This window comes from Pseudomonas soli (assembly GCF_900110655.1).
In the GTDB taxonomy this organism is placed as follows: Bacteria; Pseudomonadota; Gammaproteobacteria; order Pseudomonadales; family Pseudomonadaceae; genus Aquipseudomonas; species Aquipseudomonas soli.
Genome location: NZ_FOEQ01000003.1, coordinates 450,239 through 469,147, shown reverse-complemented (window position 1 = coordinate 469,147; position 18,909 = coordinate 450,239). Strand labels below are relative to the sequence as shown.

Below are 18,909 nucleotides of genomic sequence, written 5' to 3'. Positions count from 1 at the left end.
GCGCCGCTGGCGACTCGACAAAGCCCCGCCACGCCAAGGACAATAGCGGCCTGCCGACAGGAGTCCTGAATGCGCCGTCTGTTTTCCCTGCTTCTGCTGATGATCTGCACCATGCCTGTCTGGGCAGACACCCTCGATCAGCTGTACAAGGTCGCCGGCTGGCCCGACCAGCGCGCCCATTTCAACGATGCCGTGAGCGCCGCCCAGCAGCGCTACCGCAATAGCCTGCCGCCTGCCGTCTACCAGGCGCTGGTCAACAACAGCAACCAACGGTTCCAGGCCCAGGCCATGGACCAACGGGCCCAGGCACAACTGCGCGCCAACCTGCCCAACCCCTCGCCAGCCCTGGCCTTCTTCCAGTCACCGCTGGGGCGCAAGGTCGTGGCCGCCGAACTGCTTGCCACGCGCAAGGATCAACTGGCCAAGCACGCCAAGGGCTTGCCGAAAATCCAGGCCAGCGACAACCGCGTGCTGATCGTCGGCCACCTGGCCCAGGCCCTGCCCGCCCGCGAGGCCGGCGCCGAGGTCAGCCTGGCGATCGCCGGCGTGGCGGCCGACAGCCTGAGCTCGATGTTGCCCGGCCTGTTCGGCGGCGGCCAGGCCCAGAACCTGCTCGATGGCCAGCGCCAGCGGTTGATGAACCAGGTGGGCGAGGACCTGAACAACACGTTGTTGTACGTCTATCGCGACCTGTCGGACGCCGAGCTCGAGCAGTTCGCCACCTTCGCCGAATCGACGGACGGCCAGGCCTACTACAAGGCCGCGGTGGCCGCGATTCGCGCCGCCCTGGCCGTGGGCCAGAACGCCGCCAACCTGAAGTGAGTCAGCCCAGGCGCTGGCCGATGAACTCGAAGTAGCGCTGGCGGATGCCGGGCAGCTCGTTGGCCAGGTGATGCCGCGCCTCGGGCAGCATGAGGATCTGCGGCTCGGCAAACTTGGCCTTGAGCACCTTGAGGTTGTACGGCCAATCCACCGTACCGTCCGCCTCGCCCTGCACGATCAGCGGCCGCCGCGTACTCCTGGGCGCGGCTTCGATGCGCCGGACCCACTTCATCAACGCACCGACCCAGGCGGTCGGCAGACGCCGTGGTTGTAGCGGGTCGGCTTCGAGGAAGGGCAGGAAGGCCGGGTCATTGGTGTTCTCGCTGAAGCGCCGCTCGATGCCGTTGACGAAGTGGCGCAGCACCCGGTAGCTCAGCTTCGACCAGCCCCAGGCACGCGGGCGCACTAGGGGGGCCAACAAGATCACCTCGCCGTCGACAGGGCTGCTTTCACCCTGATGCAACAGGTGGTCGACCACGATCGCCCCACCGGTGCTTTGGCCACAGAGATGCCAGGGCCGTGGCAGGTCGAGCAAGCGGGCCTGTTCGAACAGGGCCTCGAGCACCTGCTGGTAGATGCCGAAATCATCGATGCTGGCCCGCTCGCCACTGGACAGGCCATGCCCCGGCAGGTCGCAGCCGATCACGGCGTAGCCGCGCCCCAGGGCCCATTCGATCACGTGGCGGTACAAGCCCATGTGATCGTAGTAGCCATGCAGCAGGAACAACGTCGCCTGTGGCCGCTCGGGCAGCCAGACCTGGCCGACCAGGTCGAAGCCCGCCACCTGGAAGCCACCCAGCCAACTGTGCGCGGACAGACCCAGGCCGTAGAAGCCCTGGTAGGCCTGGCCCTGGGTGGATAGCAGGTGGCGATCGGCAAGGGGCGACAGGCTGGCGCGCAGCAGGTCGGGGTGGAAACTGGCGGGCATCGGTACATCCAGAGTGAAGCAAGTATTGATCTGCGATATTCAGCTCTGGGCCGCGTCATGGCAAGCTTGCTGCCTTTCTCAACGAAACACGCGACCTCGTGGGAGCGGGCTTGCCCCGCGATAGCGATGCTGGCTTCACCGCAGCCATCGCGGGACAAGCCCGCTCCTGCAGGTACCGCGACCGGGCCCCTATGGCGAAGCGACTTCTGATATTCCTTGCACTGCTGCTCTGCGCTGCCACCGCCTGGTGGGCCTACGACAGCTTCCAGTCCCGTTACCTGCGTCCGTTCGACAACCAGGCCACCTTCTTCGACGGCAGCCAACTGCGCCTCCCAGCCGAACTGGCCGGCCCGGGCCCGATCCGCGTGGTGCATTTCTGGGACCCGGCCTGCCCATGCAATGTCGGCAACCAGCAACACCTGGGCGAACTGGTCGAGCACTTCGCACCGCTCGGGGTCAGCTTCCATGTCGTGCAAAAGCCTGGCAGCCACGGCCAACTGCCGGCCAACCTGGGAACACTCAAGCCCCTGGCCAGCCTGCCCGGCAGCGAGCACCTGCCCGCCAGCCCCGCCGTGGCGATCTGGGACCACGACGGCAACCTCGCCTACTTCGGCCCCTACAGCGAAGGCGCGGTATGCAACTCGAGCAACAGTTTCATCGAGCCGATCCTCAAGGCCTTGGCACAAGGGCGTCGGGTGCAGGCCTCGAATACCCTGGCGGTCGGCTGCTATTGCCCCTGGATCGATTGACGCACCCGCGCCGGATTACCCACCACCACCGCTCCCGCCGGCACATCCCGGGTCACCACGCTGCCGGCGCCGACCACGACGTTATCACCGATGGTCACCCCAGGCAGGATGATCGCCCCGCCGCCAATCCAGACGTTGTCGCCGATGATCACCGGGCGCCCGCTTTCCAGGCCACTGCGGCGCAGCGCCGGGTCCAGCGGGTGGTCGGCGGTGTAGATCTGCACCGCCGGGGCGATCTGGCAGTCGGCGCCGATGCGCACCGGCAGCACGTCGAGGATCACGCAGTTGAAGTTCATGAAGGTGTTGGCGCCCACGCTGATGTTGTAGCCGTAGTCACAGTGGAACGGCGGCCGGATCACCACGCCTTCGCCCACGCTGGCGAAATGCGCCTTCAACAAATCATGACGCGCTTCGTTGGGTTGCTCGACGCTGCCGTTGTAGCGGTGCAACCACTGCCGGTTGGCCGCCTGCTCGGCTTGCAGCTCGGGGCAGCCGGCATGGTAGAGCTGGCCTGCCAGCATTTTCTGTTTTTCGCTCAGGGACATGGAAACTCCTTTCGGGGGGCTATGCTCAGTTCGCGAATCCGCCGATGATCGGACCACATTCTTTCGCTCGAGTGCACAAGGAGTCTCGATGAAGCGCAGCCTGACCTTGCTGGCGGTGGTGATCGCCGTGGCCGCCGCGGGCGGCGGTTACTGGTACGTGCAGGGCAAGCAGCCCCAGCGAGATGGCGAAGCGGCCATCAACGGCTTGCAGGCGCCGGTCAGCGTGCGCTTCGATGCCCGTGGCGTGCCGCACCTGCAGGCGCAGAACGAGCAGGACCTGTACCGCGCCCTCGGCTACGTGCAAGCACAGGACCGTCTGTTCCAGATGGAGATCATGCGCCGCCTGGCGCGCGGCGAGCTGGCCGAGGTGCTGGGCGAGAAGTTGCTGCCCACCGATACCCTGTTCCGCAGCCTGCGCATTCGCGACCAGGCGGCCTTGATGGTGCAGCGCCAGGACCGCCAGTCACCGGCCTGGCAGGCGCTGCAGGCCTACCTGGACGGCATCAACCAGTGGCAGGCCAGCCACCCCAAGCCGATGGAGTTCGACCTGCTCGGCATCACGCCGCGCCCCTTCACCGCCGAGGACACCCTGAGCATTGCCGGCTACCTCGCCTACAGTTTCGCCGCCGCGTTCCGCACCGACCCGGCGCTGACCTACATTCGCGATCAGCTCGGCCCCGAGTACCTGAAGATCTTCGACCTCGACTGGCAGCCCGACGGCGCCGTGGCCACGCCGCTGGCCGCCGCCGACTGGCGCAGCCTGGAGCAGTTGGCGCGGCTCAGCCACGAGGCCCTGGGCGATGCGGGTATTCCGCAGTTCGAGGGCAGCAACGCCTGGGCCGTGGCCGGCAGCCATACCCGCAGCGGCCGGCCACTGCTGGCGGGTGACCCGCACATCAGCTTCGCGGTGCCGGCGATCTGGTACGAAGCCGAGTTGTCGGCGCCAGGCTTCAACCTGTATGGCTACTTCCAGGCGCTCAACCCGTTCGCCCTGCTCGGCCACAACCGCGACTTCGGCTGGAGCCTGACCATGTTCCAGAACGACGACGTCGACCTGATCGCGGAGCGGACCAATCCGCAGAACCCCGAGCAGGTGATGGTCGATGGCCGCTGGCAGTCGCTGGAAAAGACCGAGCAGCAGATCGCGGTCAAGGATGCGCAGCCGGCCAGCATCACCTTGCGCCGCTCACCCCACGGTCCGATCGTCAATAGCGTGCTCGGCGACACCGCCGGCCCGACGCCCATCGCCATGTGGTGGGCCTTCCTGGAAACCGAGAACCCGATACTCGAGGGCTTCTACCAGATCAACCGCGCCGACACCCTGGACAAGATGCGCGAGGCGGCAAGCAAGATCCAGGCGCCAGGGTTGAACCTCGTATGGGCCAATGCCCGTGGCGACATCGGCTGGTGGGCGGCGGCGCGCCTGCCGATCCGCCCGGATGGCGTCAACCCGGCGTTCATCCTCGACGGGGGCAGCGGCCAGGCCGCCAAGCCGGGGTTCTACCCGTTCAGTGCCAATCCACAGCAGGAGAACCCGGCCAACGGCTATATCGTCTCGGCCAATTACCAACCACCGGGCGCACTGCCCGTGCCCGGCTACTACAACCTGGCCGACCGAGGACGCCAGCTCGATCGCCTGTTACGCGACCCGGACATCAAGTGGGACACCCAGAACAGCCAGGCCTTGCAGCTGGACACCAGCACCGACTATGGCCCGCGTACCCTGGCACCGCTGCTCGGCACCTTGCGCAACGTCGCCCAGGGCGACGAAGAGAAAGAACTGGTCGAGCAGCTGGCGGCCTGGCGCGGCGACTACCCGCTGGACTCCACCAGCGCCACGCTGTTCAACCAGTTCCTCTACGAGCTGGCGTTCGCCGCCCTGCACGACGAGCTGGGCGACACCTGGTTCCCGGTGCTGATCAGTACCCGTGCCATCGACGCCGCGCTGCCTCGCCTGGCTGGCGACCCTCAATCACCGTGGTGGAATCTGCGCGGTAGCAACGAACACACCGATCGCAACGCCATCGTGCGCCTGGCCTGGCAGCGCAGCCTCAAGCACCTGCGCGAGACCTTCGGCAAGGATCCGGCCAGCTGGCAGTGGGGCAAGGCCCATACCCTCACCCATAACCATCCGCTGGGCGTGAAGAAGCCGCTGAACCTGTTGTTCAATGTCGGGCCCTACGCCGCGCCCGGGACCCATGAGGTGCCGAACAACCTGTCGGCGAAAATCGGACCGGCGCCCTGGCCGGTCACCTACGGGCCATCCACCCGCCGCCTGATCGACTTCGCCGACGCCGGCGCCGCGCTGACCATCAACCCGGTCGGACAGAGTGGCGTGCCGTTCGACCGGCACTATGGCGACCAGGCCGAGGACTACATCGAGGGGCGCTATCACAAGGCGCGGATGGGGGTGATTCCGGCGCAAAGCACGCTGCGGCTGATGCCCAGATAGAAACCGGGGCCGCACAGCGGCCCTCTCGCAATCCATGAGGTCACGCAATGCAGAAACACTTCATCGAGATCGACGGAGCACGCATGAGCTATGTCGACCAGGGCCATGGCTTCCCAGTGCTGCTGGGCCACAGCTACCTGTGGTCGTCCGCCATGTGGCAACCGCAGATCGACGCCCTGTCACGGCACTTCCGGGTCATCGTGCCTGAGCTGTGGGGGCACGGCGATTCCACAGCCCCGCCCGCCAGTACCGTCGACATGGCCGCCCTGGCTCGCCAGCACCTGGCGTTGCTCGATGCCCTGGATATCCAGAAGTGCCACCTGGTCGGGCTGTCGGTTGGCGGCATGTGGGGCGCGCAGTTGGCCGTCGACCACCCTGAACGAGTCGACCGCCTGGTGCTGATGGACACCTACCTGGGGGCCGAGCCCGAGGCGACGCGGCTGAAGTATTTCGGTTTGCTGGATGCGGCAAGCAAAGCGGGAGCCTTCATCGACCCGTTGCTGGACGTCGTGGTGCCGATCTTCTTCCATGCCGGTGGCCAGACGGTGCCCGAGGTGCGCGAGTCCTTCCGTGCGGACCTCAAGGCAAGCAGCGCCGAAACCATCCGCGACAGCCTCGACCCGATGGGCCGGGTGATCTTCGGCCGGCCAGACCTGCTGGCGCGACTCGGTGAACTGCCGGGAGAGCGGACCATCGTGCTCTGTGGCGACCAGGACATCCCAAGGCCACCGGCGGAGTCCGCCGAGATGGCGCAGTTGATTGGATGCCTGGCGGCACAGATTCCATTCGCCGGGCATATCTCCAGCCTGGAGAATCCGCAGGTGGTGAATGATTTCCTGTTGAACTGGTTACCGCGCAATTGCTGAGACCGGAGGGGGCCGCTGTGCGGCCCCGTTCAGATAATCAACCCTGCCACTTGCCGCCCTCGACGATCACGCTCTCAGGCTTGGTATCGTCGCTCAGTTCCTTGCGCACGTACTGGTCGTACAGCTTGAGCAAGAACTTCTCCTCGCCGAGCTTGGCCAGTTCGGTGTTCACCCAATCGCGCAACTCGGTATTGCCCTTCTTCACCGCCGGGGCGATCGGTGCTTCATCACCCAGCAGCTGTGGCAGCACGCGGTAGCCCGGGTTCTGCTTGGCCCAGCTGAACAGGATCAGGTTGTCCTGGGCATAGGCATCACCCCGACCGTTGGCCAACGCGGCCAGCGACTCGGTGTTCTTCTCGAACTTGAGCAGTTTCCAGTCCGGGTGGGTCTTGGTCAGCCAGATGTCGGCGGTGGTGCCGGTGGTGACGATGATGGTCTTGTCGGCCAGGTCGTCGAGCTTCTGCACCGGACTGCCGTCGGCGACGATGGCCTGCACCGCCACGCGCAGGTTGGGGTTGGTGAAGTCCACGGCCTCCTTGCGTTCCGGGGTGACGGTCATGTTGGCGAGAATCAGGTCGACCTTGTCGCTCTGCAGGAACGGGATGCGGCTGGCAGGCTCGACGGCGACGAACTCGACCTTGTTCTCGTCGCCCAGCAGGTCCTTGGCGAAGCGCCGGCCGATGTCGGTGTCGAAGCCCACGTAGCGGCCGCTTTCATCGACGAAGCCGAACGGTGGCTTGTCGGTGAACACGCCGACGATCAGTTTGTCGCGGGCCTTGATGGTTTCCAGGTAGCTGCTGGGCGGCGAGGCGGCGGCGGGCTTGGCCGGATCTTCGGATTTGTTGCAGCCGGCCAGCAGGGCCAGGCCCAACAATGGCGCGAGCAGTTTGGCGAACGGGGCAGTCTTCATGACAGTTCCTTGTGCAATGGCTTAGACAGTGTCTTGGGCAGGCTTTCGACGAACGAGAATTTCTCCAGGAACTGCTGCGCGCGTGCGGTCTGCGGTTGAGTGAAGAAGCGCTCAGGGTGGTTCTGTTCAAGGATCCTGCCGGCCTCCATGAACACGATGCGGTCGGCCACCGCGCGGGCGAAGGCCATTTCGTGAGTGACGATGAGCAGGGTCATGCCTTCGCGGGCCAGACCCTGGATCACCTGCAGCACCTCCTTGACCATCTCCGGGTCGAGGGCGGCGGTGACCTCATCGAAGAGCATCACCTGTGGGTTCATGCATAACGAACGGACAATGGCGATGCGTTGCTGCTGACCACCGGAGAGCTGGCGCGGGAACGCGTCACGCTTGTCCAGCAGCCCTACCCGGGCCAGCAAAGCCTCGGCCTGGGCCTGGGCCTCGTGGCGTTCGCGCTTCTGCACCTTCAGCGGCCCCAGCAGCAGGTTGTCGATCACGCTCATGTGGCCGAACAGGTGGTAGCTCTGGAACACCATGCCGACCCGTTGGCGCACCTGGCGCCAGTCGGTGTCGGGGCCGAGCAACTCCTGGCCGTCGAGGCGCAGGCTGCCGCCCTGGGCCTCTTCCAGGCCGTTGAGGCAGCGCAGCAGGGTGCTCTTGCCGCAGCCGCTGGGGCCGAGGATCACCACCACCTCGCCGGCCTGGACCGCGAGGTCGACATCCTTGAGCACCTGGTGCTGGCCGAAGAACTTGTTGAAGCCTTGGAATTCGATCAATGGATTCATGCGTGGGCCCAGCGCCGCTCCAGCACGCGGGAGGCGGCTGACAGCGGATAGCAGACAAGAAAGAAGAACAGGAACAGCGCGCCGTAGATCAGCACCGACTCGTAGGTGCGTTCGATGATCTGCTGCCCCGCCTTGATCACTTCGACCACACCGATCAGCACCGCCAGCGAGCTGGTCTTGATGATCCGCGTGTAGATATTGATGGTCGGCGGGGTCATGCGCTTGAGCGCCTGGGGCAGCAGCACATAGGCATACAGCTGCCAGCCGCCCAGGCCGATAGACAACCCCGCCTCGCGCTGACCGCGTGGCAGCGACTGCAAGGCACCGCGCACCACCTCGCCGACCTCGCTGGCGCCCCACAGGCCCAGCACCAGCACCGCGCACCAAAAGCTGGGGATGCTCAGACCGAAGAAGATCGGCAAGCCGAAGAACACCAGGTACAGCCAGACCAGCACCGGAATCGCCCGGAACAGCTCCAGGTACACCTGCAGCAGGATATTTAGCCAACGGCTACCGAGTGTCGCCAGCACGCCGTAGAGCACGCCGCCCAAGGTGGCGAACAGGATGCCCAGGGCCGAGATCGCCAGGGTCTGCCCGGCGCCCATGGCCAGTTGCGGCAGCGAAACCAACAGCAGCTCAATGCCCGAACTGGCCATGTTGCAGCCTCCGTTCCAGGTAGCGCAGCAGCAGCGACAGCGGCAGGAAGATCAGCACGCAGAGCAGGGTCAGCACGGCGAGCATTTCGTAGGTCTTGTAGTACAGGGCGATGTAGTTCTTGGTGGTGTAGAGAATCTCCGGCACCGCCACCGCCGAAACCACGGTGGTTTCCTTGAGCAGGAAGACGAAATTGGCGAACAGTGCCGGCAGGCTGAGGATGCCGGCCTGGGGCAGGATCACATGTCGCAGCAGCTGGCCCTCGGAAAGGCCGATGGAGCGCCCGGACTCCAGTTGCGCCCGCGGCACGGCCTCGACCCCGGCGCGCAGTACCTCGGTGAGGTAGGCACCGCCCATGAACGTCAGGGTGATGATCGCGGCAGCGAAGCCGGATACCTTCACCCCCAGGCTCGGCAAGGCGAAGTAGACGAAGAACAGTTGGATCAGCAACGGAGTGTTGCGGGCCAGCTCCACGTAGCCCTTGACCAGGCGCCACAGGTAGGGCGTTCGCAATACCAGGATCGTCGCGTTGAGCAGCGCCACCAGCAATGAGGTGGCGATTGCGATCGCCCCGACTTGCAAGGTCACGCCAACGGCCTTGAAGAAGGCCGGCAGTGTGCTAAGCATGAAAGCGGTGTCGAAGCTCATGGAAAGGGCCTCGGCACGGGGTCACGAAGGTACGGCATGGGAAGGTCCAGGGTCGGCACGAGGGTTGCTCGGCGTCGTTTCACGAATAGTGGCGCTGTGCCGGTAAGCACGATTCATAGACTCTAAAGGCATAAAAATATTTTTATAAATATCTTTATCGCATATCTATATCACCACCCCGTGACGCTCTGAAATTTCCTTCACCAAACGCGGATCTTTCCGAGAATTTTCCCCTCCAAGGGATTTCAAACTGTGACTTGCACGGCCCATCACATTCAACAAGGAAGACAACGATGAACAGCCCCTGCTTGCCTGCTTCGAACGAACAACTGCTGTGGCTCCTGGCGCTGCGCCGGGCCCTGGCCAGTCAGCGCTGAAGCGCCACTACTGGCTGCCCCCTCTTCAAGCCAGCCCAAACAAAAACGCCGACGCAAAATGCGTCGGCGTTTTTCGTACCAGGTCGCGTATCAGAACGCCGGCAGTACCGCACCGCTGTATTTCTTCTCGATGAATGCCTTCACTTCCGGGCTGGTCAGCGCCTTGGCCAGCTTCTGGATGGCCGCGCTGTCCTTGTTGTCCGGGCGGGCAACCAGGAAGTTCACGTATGGCGAATCGCTGCCTTCGATCACCAGGGCGTCCTTGGCCGGGTTCAGGCCGGCTTCAAGCGCATAGTTGGTGTTGATCATGTCCAGGTCGACCTGATCCAGCACACGCGGGAGCATGGCCGATTCAAGCTCCTTGAACTTGAGCTTCTTCGGGTTCTCGGCGATGTCCTTCGGCGTGGCCAGGGCGTTCTTCGGATCCTTCAGGGTAATCAGCCCAGCCTTCTGCAGCAGCAGCAGGGCACGGCCACTGTTGCTGCCTTCGTTGGGGATGGCCACGGTCGCGCCGTCCTTCAGCTCGGCCAGGCTCTTGACCTTCTTCGAGTAGCCACCAAACGGTTCGACGTGCACGCCGATCACGGTCTCCAGGTGGGTGCCCTTGCCTTCGTTGAAGTTCTTCAGGTACGGCAGGGTCTGAAAGTAGTTGGCGTCCAGGCGCTTCTGGTCGACCTGCACGTTGGGCTGGACGTAGTCGGTGAAGACCTTGATCTCCAGGTCCACGCCTTCCTTGGCCAGGGTCGGCTTGATCAGTTCGAGGATTTCCGCGTGCGGCACAGGCGTGGCGGCGACCACCAGTTTTTCAGCGGCGTTGGCGAGGCCCGCGAACGACAGGGCGGCGGCCAGGGCGGTGGTCAGCAGGGTCTTTTTCATGGTGATCCTTGTTCTATAGCTGGGCCATCGCAGATGGCGAGTCGGGTGCCCATCCGTTCGGGTGGGCGTGAACCGGACAATACCGATTATTTTTATTCCGTAACAATATCTTTTACTTAGCTGCTTATTCCAAAAACAAATCGCCATCATGACCTTTGGTCATGAGCGACACCGCGCGGCTCTAAGGCGCGGTTTCACCCAGTCGCGCCAGGGCTTCGCCCAGCAGCCCACGCAGTTCAGCGAGGGTCTGCGCTTCGCCGCCACGGCGTAGCTGTTCCAGCTGTCGCGCCAGGTTGGCCAGTGGGCGGGTGGCCGGCAGGTCGAGGTGCTCAGGGAGGATTTCATCGCCATCGCTGACCAGCAGGGCGAAGTGAATGACGTTCTCCAGCTCGCGGGTATTGCCCGGCCAGGCATGCGCTTCGAGCGCCTGTTGTGCCGCCTCGCTGATCAGGGGAACCGGCCGATCCAGGCGCACGCTGTAGATCCCCACGAAGTACTCGGCCAACGGCAGGATATCGCCGACCCGATCACGCAGCGCCGGCAACTCCAGCTCGCCTTCGTGCAGGTAATGGTAGAGCCGCTCGTTGAAACGCCCCGCGCGCACTGCCAGCGCCAGGTCGATGCTGGAAGCGGCCACCAGCCGCACATCGACCGCCTGCGGCTGCGTGGCGCCGACCCGGATCACCTCACGATTCTCCAGGGCGGCCAGCAGCTTGCCCTGGATCGCCAGGGGCAGGTCGGCGATCTCGTCCAGATACAAGGTGCCGCCATTGGCCGAGCCGAACCATCCGGCGCGACTGCTGGCAGTACCACCCTGGCTACCCGCGCTATAGCCGAACAGCTCGGCATCGGCATAGGTCGGGCTGATGGCCGCGCAGTTGACCGACACGAACAACCCGCCCCGATCACTGGCGCGATGAATCTGCCGGGCCAGCAGCTCCTTGCCGGTGCCGGTCTCGCCGCGGATCAGCACCGGCAACGGTTGTGGCGCCAGCCGTTCCAGGGCCTGGCGCAGCGCCTGGGAGCGCGGGTCGACGAACACCAGCGCCTTGGCGCGGATGCTCAGCGGGCTCTTGTCCAGCTCGGGGAAGGTCAGCAGCGGCTGACCGAATGGTGTGTGAAATGTCATGGAATACTCCCGCCCCGGCCGCAAGCGGTCGAGGGACTCAGCTCAGTCGATGAAAACCTGTGGATCAGGCGCGGCGCAGGGCGCGCTGGTCGACACGGGCCTGCAGCCGGTAGAGATAGGCAAAGCCTTGCTCCCAGCGCTGGTGCCCGGACTTGACGTTGATATGCCCGGCGTTGGCCAGCAGCCCGGCTTCGGCGCCCCAGGCCTGCGCCAGGTACAACGCGCGCGGCACGCTCACCGCCGGGTCGTTGTCGGAGCTGACCACCTGGCTGGGGAACGGCAGGGCCTGCAGGGGAATCGGCGCAAAATTGCGCAGGGCTGGCGCGCAGTTCGGCCGCTCGACATCCGCCGGTGCCACCAGCAGCGCGCCGCGCACCCTTTGCTGCAAATCAGGGCTGGCCTGGGCGGCCCAATGCGCGACTGTGATGCAGCCGAGGCTGTGGGCGATGAGAATCACCGGCGAGCGCTCGGCGGCAATCTCTTGTTCCAGCGCCTGTACCCAATCGCGTCGTTGTGGCGTGAGCCAGTCGCTCTGCTCGACCCGTGCGCTGTTGGGCAGGCTGCGCTGCCAGTGACTTTGCCAATGGTTGTCTGGCGATCCTTGCCAGCCCGGCACAATCAGGTAACGAATCGACTCATTGCGCATGGGGACGCCTCCGGAAGTTTGCGTGCTTGGGTGCAAGTATAGGGAGGGGGATATATTCGTAAAGGAATAAGAAGCTATTTATTAATAACCAAAAAACTTATATGGAGGAGGCTTGGCTTCGCGCATAAAAAAAGGGCCATCCCCTGCCAAGGAAAATGGCCCCTAAGCACTTGCCTGAAGAAGGTATCGCCGGTCAGCGCGCGGTGATCACCGCCAGCTTGCTGATCCCGGCACGCTCGATCGCCGCCATCGCCCGGGCGACCTCGCCGTAGTTCACACCATCGTCGGCCTGCAACTGCACACGCAGCTCGGCGTCCTTGTCCTTGGCAGCCTTGAGGTTGGTCTCCAGCAGGTCGGGCTGGATCTCGTCCTTGTTGATGAACAGCTTGCCGCTGCCGTCGATGCTCACTACCAGCGGGTCCTTCTGCTCCACCGGTGCCACGGCCTCGGTCTTGGGCAGGTTGATAGGGATGGCGTTGGTCAGCAACGGCGCGGTGACGATGAACACCACCAACAGCACCAGCATGACGTCCACCAACGGCGTGACGTTGATTTCACTCAACACTTCATCGCTGTCCTGGGTCGAGAAGGCCATGTCAGGACGCCTCCTTCACAGGTTGGGTGAAGCCGGTGTGCTGGCGCTGCACCGCCGGATGCACCAGCACGCGGAAGGCACTCTTCTGCGCCAGGCTGTAGAAGTCGTGGGCGAAGTCGTCGAGGTCGGCGGCGGTCAGCTTGAGGCGACGGAGGAAGTAGTTGTAGACCAGCACCGCCGGCACCGCGACGGCGATACCCACGCCGGTGGCCACCAGTGCGGCACCGATCGGCCCCGCCACGGTCTCCAAACTCGCCGAGCCCGCCGCGCTGATGCCCTTGAGCGCTTCCATGATGCCCCACACCGTGCCGAACAGGCCGATGAAGGGTGAAGTGCTGCCGATACTGGCCACCACCGCCAGGCCGGTTTCCAGCGAACGACGCTCGCGAACGATCTGCTGGCGCAGGGCGCGCTCCAGGCGGTCCTGGTGGTTGATGGCCTGGCTCAAATCGTTAGCGTGACCAGGCTCGCCAACCGCGATCGCCGCGAATCCCGCCTGGGCGACACGGGCAGCCGGGCCTGGCAGATCGTGGGCCGGCTCCGCGGCAGAGTCGAGGCTGGACGCGGCCCAGAACTGCTGGTGGAAGCGCTTGTCCTGGTTCTTCAGGCGCACGAACTGCACGACCTTGACCAGGGCCAACGCCCAGGTGGCGACGGAGAAGCCGACCAGCAGCCAGATGACCGCGCCTTCAACGGATTCGAGGGGAGATGCCAACAAGCTCATGATGAAGTCCTTCCTGTGTGCGCTCGCAAGTTAACGAAGCTTGAAATCGATCGGTACGCTGACCCAACCCACCTGGGCCACCTCGCCCTGCTTGGCCGGGACGAAGCTCCAGCGTTTCACCGCGGCTAGCGCGGCGGCGTCCAGAGCGTCGCGACCACTGCTTTTCTGGATCTGGATCTGCCCTGGCTTGCCACTGGGCAGCACCTCGACGCGCAGCAGCACGGTGCCCTCCCAGCCACGGCGCTGGGCCATCTGCGGATATTCCGGCGCCGGGTTCTTGAGGTAGGCGGCGTTGGCCGAGGCTGGCGTCACCGGGGCCGGGGCGGGTGGCGCAGGCGGAGCCGGCGCGGCCACGGGCGTCGGCGTGGGTGGCGGCGCCTCGACCGGTTTCGGTTTCGGCTGCGGTTTTGGCTGTGGCTTGGCCACAGGTTTGGGCAAGACTTTCGGCTTGGGCTTTGGCTTGGCAGCCAACTCGTCGATCACCGGCGGTGGCGGTTCGACCACAGGCGCTGCCGGGGCTGGCGGCGGCAGCTCGACGACCGGCGGCGCGGGCGCGGCGAACTCGATGGTCATGGGCGGAATCTGCGGCGGAACGATGGGCAACGCCGGGGTCGGTGCCTGGTTGATCCAGTAGGCGACGGCACCGTGCAGGGCCAGCACCAGCAGCACCAACGCCAGCTTGTCGCGTCGTTTGAGGCCGCTCAGTGGCGTGCGTTGCAGGCGTAACTGGCCAAGCGGCAGGCGTAGCGTGCGTCCGAGCTCGACCAGGTCGCCCGATGCCGGGTGCCAAGGCTGCTCAAAGGCCCTGACGGCCGACTGGACATTACCCATTGCTAGAAACTCCTGGGGTGTTGATTCAGGTGTGTGGCTGAATCATCGACGGCAGGGGCTTAGGCCATGAAGGAATGTTTAAATTTATTGTTATAGCTTTTTTTGCTATCGATTTTGTCCGGTCCGCTGCAAGCCTTGGCACCAGCGACCTCTAGCCGGGTCGGGTGTTCGACATGCCTGGAAGGCATGAAAAAAATGCTCGAATGGCATGTGGGCAACTGCCCCGCGATTGCGTCCGCCAGGTAACAAAAAACCCGGGACCAGGCCCGGGTTCTTCATTCACATCCAGTAGTTCAGATATCCGCCACCTTCTGCCACACCTTCGGCCGGAAGAACAACGTCTCCCCCCGCGCCAACCCGGTCAGGCTGTCATGATCCTTGACCACCTCGGCCTCGATCAACTCGCTCTGCCCTTCCACCTTCAAGGTGACCCGGGTGGTGGCGCCCAACGGGCGGATATCGCGGACCTCGGCGGCATGGTGGCCTTCGGTCTCATGGCGCGACAACGACACCTCGTGCGGGCGGAACAGTACATGGTGGCCTTCGCTCAGCGCCAGGCGGTTGGAGTCACCCAGGAAGTGGTAGACAAAATCGTTGGCCGGTTTCTCGTACACCTCGCCCGGCGAACCGATCTGCTCGATTACGCCCTTGTTCATCACCACGATGCGGTCGGCGACTTCCATGGCCTCTTCCTGGTCGTGGGTAACGAATACCGAGGTCAGGTTGATGTCTTCGTGCAGCCGCGCCAACCAGCGGCGCAGTTCCTTGCGCACCTTGGCATCCAGCGCCCCGAACGGCTCGTCGAGCAGCAATACCTTGGGCTCCACCGCCAGGGCACGGGCCAGGGCGATACGCTGGCGCTGGCCACCGGACAGCTGCTCGGGGTAGCGATCGGACAACCAGTCGAGCTGGACCATGTTCAGCAGCTCGTGGACCTTCTCGGCGATCTTGCTCTCGCTCGGGCGCTCGCCCTTGGGTTTCATGCGCAGGCCGAAGGCGACGTTGTCGAACACGCTCATATGGCGGAACAGCGCGTAGTGCTGGAACACGAAGCCGACGTTGCGATCACGCACGTCGTGCCCGGACACGTCCTCACCATGGAACACGATGCTGCCGTCATCCGGGGTTTCCAGGCCGGCGATGATGCGCAGCAGGGTGGTCTTGCCGCAGCCCGACGGGCCCAGCAGGGCAACCAGCTCGCCGCTGTGGATGTCCAGGTTGATGTTGTCCAGGGCCTGGAAGCTGTTGAAGCGCTTGCTGACGTTACGAACTTCGATCGACATGAATCATTCCTCCGCGGCGCTATGGCGCAGGCGGTTAATACGGTTCTCGCTCCACTGCTTGAGCAGCAGGATGAAGAGCGCCAGGATCAGCAGCAGGCTGGCCACGCTGAAGGCCGCGACATGGTTGTACTCGTTGTAGAGGATCTCCACGTGCAGCGGCAAGGTGTTGGTGACGCCACGGATATGCCCGGAGACCACCGATACCGCGCCGAACTCGCCCATGGCCCGTGCGGTGCACAGCACCACGCCGTAGATCAGGCCCCATTTGATGTTCGGCAGCGTGACGTGCCAGAACATCTGCCAGCCGTTGGCCCCGAGCAGGCGCGCGGCCTCCTCTTCCTGGGTGCCCTGCTCCTGCATCAGCGGGATCAGTTCACGGGCGACGAACGGCACGGTGACGAAGATGGTCGCCAGGACGATGCCCGGCAGGGCGAAGACGATCTGGATATCGTGGTCCTGCAGCCACGGGCCGAACAGGCCCTGGGCGCCGAACATCAGCACGTAGACCAGGCCGGCGATCACCGGTGACACCGAGAACGGCAGGTCGATCAGGGTCACCAGGATACTTTTGCCACGGAAGCTGTACTTGCTCACGCACCAGGCGGCACTGACCCCGAACAGCAGGTTCAGCGGCACCGAAATGGCCACCGCCAGCAGGGTGAGCTTGAGCGCAGACAAGGCATCGGCCTCGAAGATCGCCTCGAAGAAGGTGCCGAAGCCGTTTTTCAGGGCTTGGGACACCACGATCACCAGCGGCAGCGCCAGGAACAGCGCAAAGACGATCCAGGCCAGGGTGATCAGCACGCGGCGCGAAGTGGCACTGCCACGCCGGGCGGCGTTGGCGGCGGCGGTCGCGCCAAGGGTTGATGAAGACATTAGCGGGCCTCCTTCAAGGGGTTTCGATGCGCCGCTGCAGCAAGTTGATCAGCAGCAGCAGGATGAAGGAAACCACCAGCATCAACACGCCGATGGCAGTGGCGCCGGTGTAGTCGTACTGGTCGAGCTTGACCATGATCAGCAACGGCAGGATCTCGGTCTTCATCGGCATGTTGCCGGCGATGAAGATCACCGAACCGTACTCGCCAACGCCACGGGCAAAAGCCAGGGCGAAGCCGGTCAGCCACGCTGGCAGCAACGCCGGAGCCAGTACATGGCGGAACACCTGCAAAGGCTTCGCGCCCAGGCAGGCGGCAGCCTCTTCCACCTCACGCGGGATGTCAGCCAGCACTGGCTGCACCGTGCGCACCACGAACGGCAGGGTGACGAACGTCAGCGCCAGGGTGATGCCCAGTGGGGTGTAGGCGATCTTGAAACCAAGATCCGTGGCGAACTGACCAACCCAGCCCGCAGGGGCGTACAAGGCGGTCAAGGCAATGCCGGCCACGGCGGTGGGCAGGGCGAACGGCAGGTCGATCATCGCGTCGATGACCTTGCGCCCGGGGAAGGTGTAGCGCACCAGCACCCAGGCCAGCAGGGTGCCGATCACGCCGTTGATGATGGCGGCGAACAGGGCGGTGCCGAAACTCAGCTTCAGCGCGGCGATGACCCGCGGCGCGCTGACGATGTTCCAGAACTGCTCCCAGGTGAGCTGCGAGGCATGGATGAACATGGCCGCCAGCGGTATCAGCACGATCAGGCTGAGGTACACCAAGGTGTAGCCCAGCGTCAGCCCGAAGCCGGGTATGACGGGGGAAATGCGACGTGACATAAAGGTCCCTGGTTGAACGCACGAAGCCCGGGAGTCATCCCGGGCCGGTGCAGGCTACTGAAGGGTTTTGTTTGTGGGGCTGCTGCGCAGCCCCGCTTGTTCATTGCCGATCACTGTGCCTGATAAATCTGGTCGAACACACCGCCATCGTTGAAGAACTTCGGCTGCGCAGTCTTCCAGCCACCGAAGTCCTTGTCGATGGTCACCAGGTCCAGTTTCGGGAACTGCTTGCCGAATTCGGCGGCGACCTTCGCGTCACGCGGACGGTAGAAGTTTTGTGCAGCGATCTTCTGGCCAGCCGGGCTGTACAGATGCTTGAGGTATTCCTCGGCGATCTTCTCGTTGCCCTTCTTCTCGGCGTTCTTGTCGACCACCGCCACCGGTGGCTCGGCCAGGATCGACAGCGATGGGACGACGATCTCGAACTTGTCGCTGCCACCGTCTTCCTTCAGCGCCAGGAAGGCTTCGTTTTCCCACGCCAGCAGCACATCGCCCTGGCCGTTGTTGACGAAGGTGATGGTCGAGCCACGCGCGCCGGTATCGAGCACCGGCACGTGCTTGAACAGCTCCTGCACGTAGGCCTTGGCCTTGTCTTCACTGCCGCCGGTCTTCAGGCCGTAGGCCCAGGCGGCGAGGAAGTTCCAGCGGGCGCCGCCGGAGGTCTTTGGATTGGGCGTGATCACCGAGACGTCTTTCTTGATCAGGTCGCCCCAGTCCTTGATGCCTTTCGGGTTGCCCTTGCGTACCAGGAACACGATGGTCGAGGTGTACGGCGTGCTGGCGTCCGGCAGGCGCTTCTGCCAGTCCTCCGGCAGGGTCTTGCCGAGCTTGGCGATCTCGTCGATGTCGCCGGCCAGGGCCAGGGTCACCACGTCGGCGCGCAGGCCGTCGATGACCGCGCGGCCCTGCTTGCCCGAACCGCCGTGGGACTGCTGGATCTTCACCTTGTCGCCGGGGTTGGCGGCTTGCCAATGCTTGATGAACTCGGCGTTGTACTGCTGGTACAGCTCGCGGGTCGGGTCATAGGACACGTTCAGCAATTCGTAGTCCTTGGCGATCGCGGAACCGGCAAAAACGGCACTGGCCAGGGCGGCAAGCGCATAACGGCGGATGGACATGGTGAAGCTCCCGATTGGCATTTTTCTAGTTTTGAAGGGGTGCGGTGTCAGCCGGTCTTGTTGCCGGGCTGCTGCAGGCGGAACTTCTCCTTGCGTTCAATCTGCACCACCTGGGCGTTGTGCACGGTGATCTCCACCGCGCCAAAGCGCAGGTCGCGCAGGGCACTCTGGATTTCACGCAGAATGGTGGCTTCGTCCTGACCGTCGATGCTGCGCAGAGATGCACTCATGCTCGTTCTCCTGTGAGTAAGGGAGCCGGGCAGAGG

The 18,909-nt window shown here is 64.3% G+C and carries 21 protein-coding genes; 4 read left to right on the top strand and 17 right to left on the bottom strand.

The features are described from left to right. Positions 1-69 precede the first annotated feature (69 nt). Positions 70-822, top strand: a complete 753-nt coding sequence (locus BMY03_RS10170; protein ID WP_038707001.1) for a DUF2059 domain-containing protein — start codon at positions 70-72, stop codon at positions 820-822. Position 823: 1 nt separating this feature from the next. On the opposite strand, the gene bipL is transcribed toward BMY03_RS10170, so the two are convergent. After that, positions 824-1,750, bottom strand: a complete 927-nt coding sequence (bipL, locus tag BMY03_RS10165) for a phospholipase BipL (protein WP_094010967.1) — start codon at positions 1,748-1,750, stop codon at positions 824-826. A gap of 191 nt (positions 1,751-1,941) precedes the next feature. Between bipL and BMY03_RS10160 the strand changes: the two genes are divergently transcribed. Further along, positions 1,942-2,499 carry a DUF6436 domain-containing protein gene (locus BMY03_RS10160; protein WP_094010966.1) on the top strand — a complete coding sequence of 186 codons (558 nt, stop codon included), beginning with the start codon at positions 1,942-1,944 and terminating at the stop codon, positions 2,497-2,499. Here BMY03_RS10160 and BMY03_RS10155 read toward each other — a convergent pair. Further along, positions 2,478-3,044 carry a sugar O-acetyltransferase gene (locus tag BMY03_RS10155; protein WP_038707003.1) on the bottom strand — a complete coding sequence of 189 codons (567 nt, stop codon included), beginning with the start codon at positions 3,042-3,044 and terminating at the stop codon, positions 2,478-2,480. The two genes, BMY03_RS10160 and BMY03_RS10155, sit on opposite strands and share 22 nt — an antisense overlap. Positions 3,045-3,132: 88 nt before the next feature. On the opposite strand from BMY03_RS10155, the gene BMY03_RS10150 reads away from it, so the two are divergent. Together BMY03_RS10150 and BMY03_RS10145 are read left to right on the top strand one after the other, a co-directional pair. Further along, the gene (locus BMY03_RS10150; RefSeq protein ID WP_094010965.1) at positions 3,133-5,496 is read left to right on the top strand and encodes a penicillin acylase family protein; all 2,364 of its coding nucleotides are present in this window, start codon (positions 3,133-3,135) and stop codon (positions 5,494-5,496) included. Positions 5,497-5,543: 47 nt separating this feature from the next. Beyond that, positions 5,544-6,362, top strand: a complete 819-nt coding sequence (locus BMY03_RS10145) for an alpha/beta fold hydrolase (protein ID WP_094010964.1) — start codon at positions 5,544-5,546, stop codon at positions 6,360-6,362. A 37-nt stretch (positions 6,363-6,399) separates the two neighbouring features. On the opposite strand, the gene BMY03_RS10140 is transcribed toward BMY03_RS10145, so the two are convergent. The 15 genes from BMY03_RS10140 to oscA all read right to left on the bottom strand — a co-directional run bounded on the left by BMY03_RS10140 (position 6,400) and on the right by oscA (position 18,873). Further along, the gene (locus BMY03_RS10140; RefSeq protein WP_023631065.1) at positions 6,400-7,272 is read right to left on the bottom strand and encodes a transporter substrate-binding domain-containing protein; all 873 of its coding nucleotides are present in this window, start codon (positions 7,270-7,272) and stop codon (positions 6,400-6,402) included. Next, complete coding sequence (locus BMY03_RS10135; RefSeq protein ID WP_094010963.1) at positions 7,269-8,054, bottom strand: amino acid ABC transporter ATP-binding protein; 786 nt, start codon at positions 8,052-8,054, stop codon at positions 7,269-7,271. The genes BMY03_RS10140 and BMY03_RS10135 overlap by 4 nt, the downstream gene beginning before the upstream one ends. Further along, entirely contained in the window at positions 8,051-8,710 is a 660-nt protein-coding gene (locus BMY03_RS10130) for an amino acid ABC transporter permease (protein WP_094010962.1), read from the bottom strand. The genes BMY03_RS10135 and BMY03_RS10130 overlap by 4 nt, the downstream gene beginning before the upstream one ends. Beyond that, complete coding sequence (locus BMY03_RS10125) at positions 8,691-9,356, bottom strand: amino acid ABC transporter permease (RefSeq protein ID WP_023630800.1); 666 nt, start codon at positions 9,354-9,356, stop codon at positions 8,691-8,693. The genes BMY03_RS10130 and BMY03_RS10125 overlap by 20 nt, the downstream gene beginning before the upstream one ends. A gap of 467 nt (positions 9,357-9,823) precedes the next feature. Further along, the gene (locus BMY03_RS10120) at positions 9,824-10,609 is read right to left on the bottom strand and encodes a MetQ/NlpA family ABC transporter substrate-binding protein (RefSeq protein ID WP_094010961.1); all 786 of its coding nucleotides are present in this window, start codon (positions 10,607-10,609) and stop codon (positions 9,824-9,826) included. Positions 10,610-10,790: 181 nt separating this feature from the next. Further along, the gene (locus BMY03_RS10115; protein ID WP_094010960.1) at positions 10,791-11,738 is read right to left on the bottom strand and encodes a sigma 54-interacting transcriptional regulator; all 948 of its coding nucleotides are present in this window, start codon (positions 11,736-11,738) and stop codon (positions 10,791-10,793) included. Positions 11,739-11,802: 64 nt separating this feature from the next. Beyond that, positions 11,803-12,384, bottom strand: a complete 582-nt coding sequence (locus tag BMY03_RS10110; RefSeq protein WP_038707007.1) for an alpha/beta hydrolase — start codon at positions 12,382-12,384, stop codon at positions 11,803-11,805. A 193-nt stretch (positions 12,385-12,577) separates the two neighbouring features. Continuing rightward, positions 12,578-12,979: an ExbD/TolR family protein gene (locus tag BMY03_RS10105; RefSeq protein ID WP_028688526.1), complete on the bottom strand. Its 402-nt coding sequence runs from the start codon at positions 12,977-12,979 to the stop codon at positions 12,578-12,580. A 1-nt stretch (position 12,980) separates the two neighbouring features. Continuing rightward, entirely contained in the window at positions 12,981-13,703 is a 723-nt protein-coding gene (locus BMY03_RS10100; RefSeq protein ID WP_038707008.1) for a MotA/TolQ/ExbB proton channel family protein, read from the bottom strand. 30 nt (positions 13,704-13,733) lie between these two features. Further along, positions 13,734-14,534, bottom strand: coding sequence for an energy transducer TonB (locus tag BMY03_RS10095; RefSeq protein WP_094010959.1), 801 nt, complete (start codon positions 14,532-14,534; stop codon positions 13,734-13,736). A gap of 293 nt (positions 14,535-14,827) precedes the next feature. Continuing rightward, positions 14,828-15,817 carry a sulfate/molybdate ABC transporter ATP-binding protein gene (locus BMY03_RS10090; protein WP_008093195.1) on the bottom strand — a complete coding sequence of 330 codons (990 nt, stop codon included), beginning with the start codon at positions 15,815-15,817 and terminating at the stop codon, positions 14,828-14,830. A gap of 3 nt (positions 15,818-15,820) precedes the next feature. Then, the gene (cysW, locus tag BMY03_RS10085) at positions 15,821-16,693 is read right to left on the bottom strand and encodes a sulfate ABC transporter permease subunit CysW (protein ID WP_046853746.1); all 873 of its coding nucleotides are present in this window, start codon (positions 16,691-16,693) and stop codon (positions 15,821-15,823) included. A gap of 13 nt (positions 16,694-16,706) precedes the next feature. Next, on the bottom strand, positions 16,707-17,525 hold the full coding sequence (gene cysT, locus BMY03_RS10080; protein WP_023629656.1) for a sulfate ABC transporter permease subunit CysT: 819 nt from the start codon (positions 17,523-17,525) through the stop codon (positions 16,707-16,709). Between the two features lie 110 nt (positions 17,526-17,635). Next, positions 17,636-18,643, bottom strand: coding sequence for a sulfate ABC transporter substrate-binding protein (locus BMY03_RS10075; RefSeq protein ID WP_031314766.1), 1,008 nt, complete (start codon positions 18,641-18,643; stop codon positions 17,636-17,638). 47 nt (positions 18,644-18,690) lie between these two features. Next, positions 18,691-18,873, bottom strand: coding sequence for a sulfur starvation response protein OscA (oscA, locus tag BMY03_RS10070; protein ID WP_003258557.1), 183 nt, complete (start codon positions 18,871-18,873; stop codon positions 18,691-18,693). Between the last annotated feature and the right edge of the window lie 36 nt (positions 18,874-18,909).

What these genes read in the sequence shown, in the direction of transcription:
- BMY03_RS10150 (WP_094010965.1), top strand. Translation starts at nt 3,133, where the DNA reads ATGAAGCGCAGCCTGACCTTGCTGGCGGTGGTGATCGCCGTGGCCGCC.
- BMY03_RS10130 (WP_094010962.1), bottom strand. Translation starts at nt 8,710, where the DNA reads ATGGCCAGTTCGGGCATTGAGCTGCTGTTGGTTTCGCTGCCGCAACTG.
- BMY03_RS10135 (WP_094010963.1), bottom strand. Translation starts at nt 8,054, where the DNA reads ATGAATCCATTGATCGAATTCCAAGGCTTCAACAAGTTCTTCGGCCAG.
- BMY03_RS10100 (WP_038707008.1), bottom strand. Translation starts at nt 13,703, where the DNA reads ATGAGCTTGTTGGCATCTCCCCTCGAATCCGTTGAAGGCGCGGTCATC.
- BMY03_RS10090 (WP_008093195.1), bottom strand. Translation starts at nt 15,817, where the DNA reads ATGTCGATCGAAGTTCGTAACGTCAGCAAGCGCTTCAACAGCTTCCAG.
- BMY03_RS10115 (WP_094010960.1), bottom strand. Translation starts at nt 11,738, where the DNA reads ATGACATTTCACACACCATTCGGTCAGCCGCTGCTGACCTTCCCCGAG.
- BMY03_RS10140 (WP_023631065.1), bottom strand. Translation starts at nt 7,272, where the DNA reads ATGAAGACTGCCCCGTTCGCCAAACTGCTCGCGCCATTGTTGGGCCTG.
- cysW (WP_046853746.1), bottom strand. Translation starts at nt 16,693, where the DNA reads ATGTCTTCATCAACCCTTGGCGCGACCGCCGCCGCCAACGCCGCCCGG.
- bipL (WP_094010967.1), bottom strand. Translation starts at nt 1,750, where the DNA reads ATGCCCGCCAGTTTCCACCCCGACCTGCTGCGCGCCAGCCTGTCGCCC.
- cysT (WP_023629656.1), bottom strand. Translation starts at nt 17,525, where the DNA reads ATGTCACGTCGCATTTCCCCCGTCATACCCGGCTTCGGGCTGACGCTG.
- oscA (WP_003258557.1), bottom strand. Translation starts at nt 18,873, where the DNA reads ATGAGTGCATCTCTGCGCAGCATCGACGGTCAGGACGAAGCCACCATT.
- BMY03_RS10160 (WP_094010966.1), top strand. Translation starts at nt 1,942, where the DNA reads ATGGCGAAGCGACTTCTGATATTCCTTGCACTGCTGCTCTGCGCTGCC.
- BMY03_RS10105 (WP_028688526.1), bottom strand. Translation starts at nt 12,979, where the DNA reads ATGGCCTTCTCGACCCAGGACAGCGATGAAGTGTTGAGTGAAATCAAC.
- BMY03_RS10110 (WP_038707007.1), bottom strand. Translation starts at nt 12,384, where the DNA reads ATGCGCAATGAGTCGATTCGTTACCTGATTGTGCCGGGCTGGCAAGGA.
- BMY03_RS10120 (WP_094010961.1), bottom strand. Translation starts at nt 10,609, where the DNA reads ATGAAAAAGACCCTGCTGACCACCGCCCTGGCCGCCGCCCTGTCGTTC.
- BMY03_RS10075 (WP_031314766.1), bottom strand. Translation starts at nt 18,643, where the DNA reads ATGTCCATCCGCCGTTATGCGCTTGCCGCCCTGGCCAGTGCCGTTTTT.
- BMY03_RS10145 (WP_094010964.1), top strand. Translation starts at nt 5,544, where the DNA reads ATGCAGAAACACTTCATCGAGATCGACGGAGCACGCATGAGCTATGTC.
- BMY03_RS10170 (WP_038707001.1), top strand. Translation starts at nt 70, where the DNA reads ATGCGCCGTCTGTTTTCCCTGCTTCTGCTGATGATCTGCACCATGCCT.
- BMY03_RS10125 (WP_023630800.1), bottom strand. Translation starts at nt 9,356, where the DNA reads ATGAGCTTCGACACCGCTTTCATGCTTAGCACACTGCCGGCCTTCTTC.
- BMY03_RS10155 (WP_038707003.1), bottom strand. Translation starts at nt 3,044, where the DNA reads ATGTCCCTGAGCGAAAAACAGAAAATGCTGGCAGGCCAGCTCTACCAT.
- BMY03_RS10095 (WP_094010959.1), bottom strand. Translation starts at nt 14,534, where the DNA reads ATGGGTAATGTCCAGTCGGCCGTCAGGGCCTTTGAGCAGCCTTGGCAC.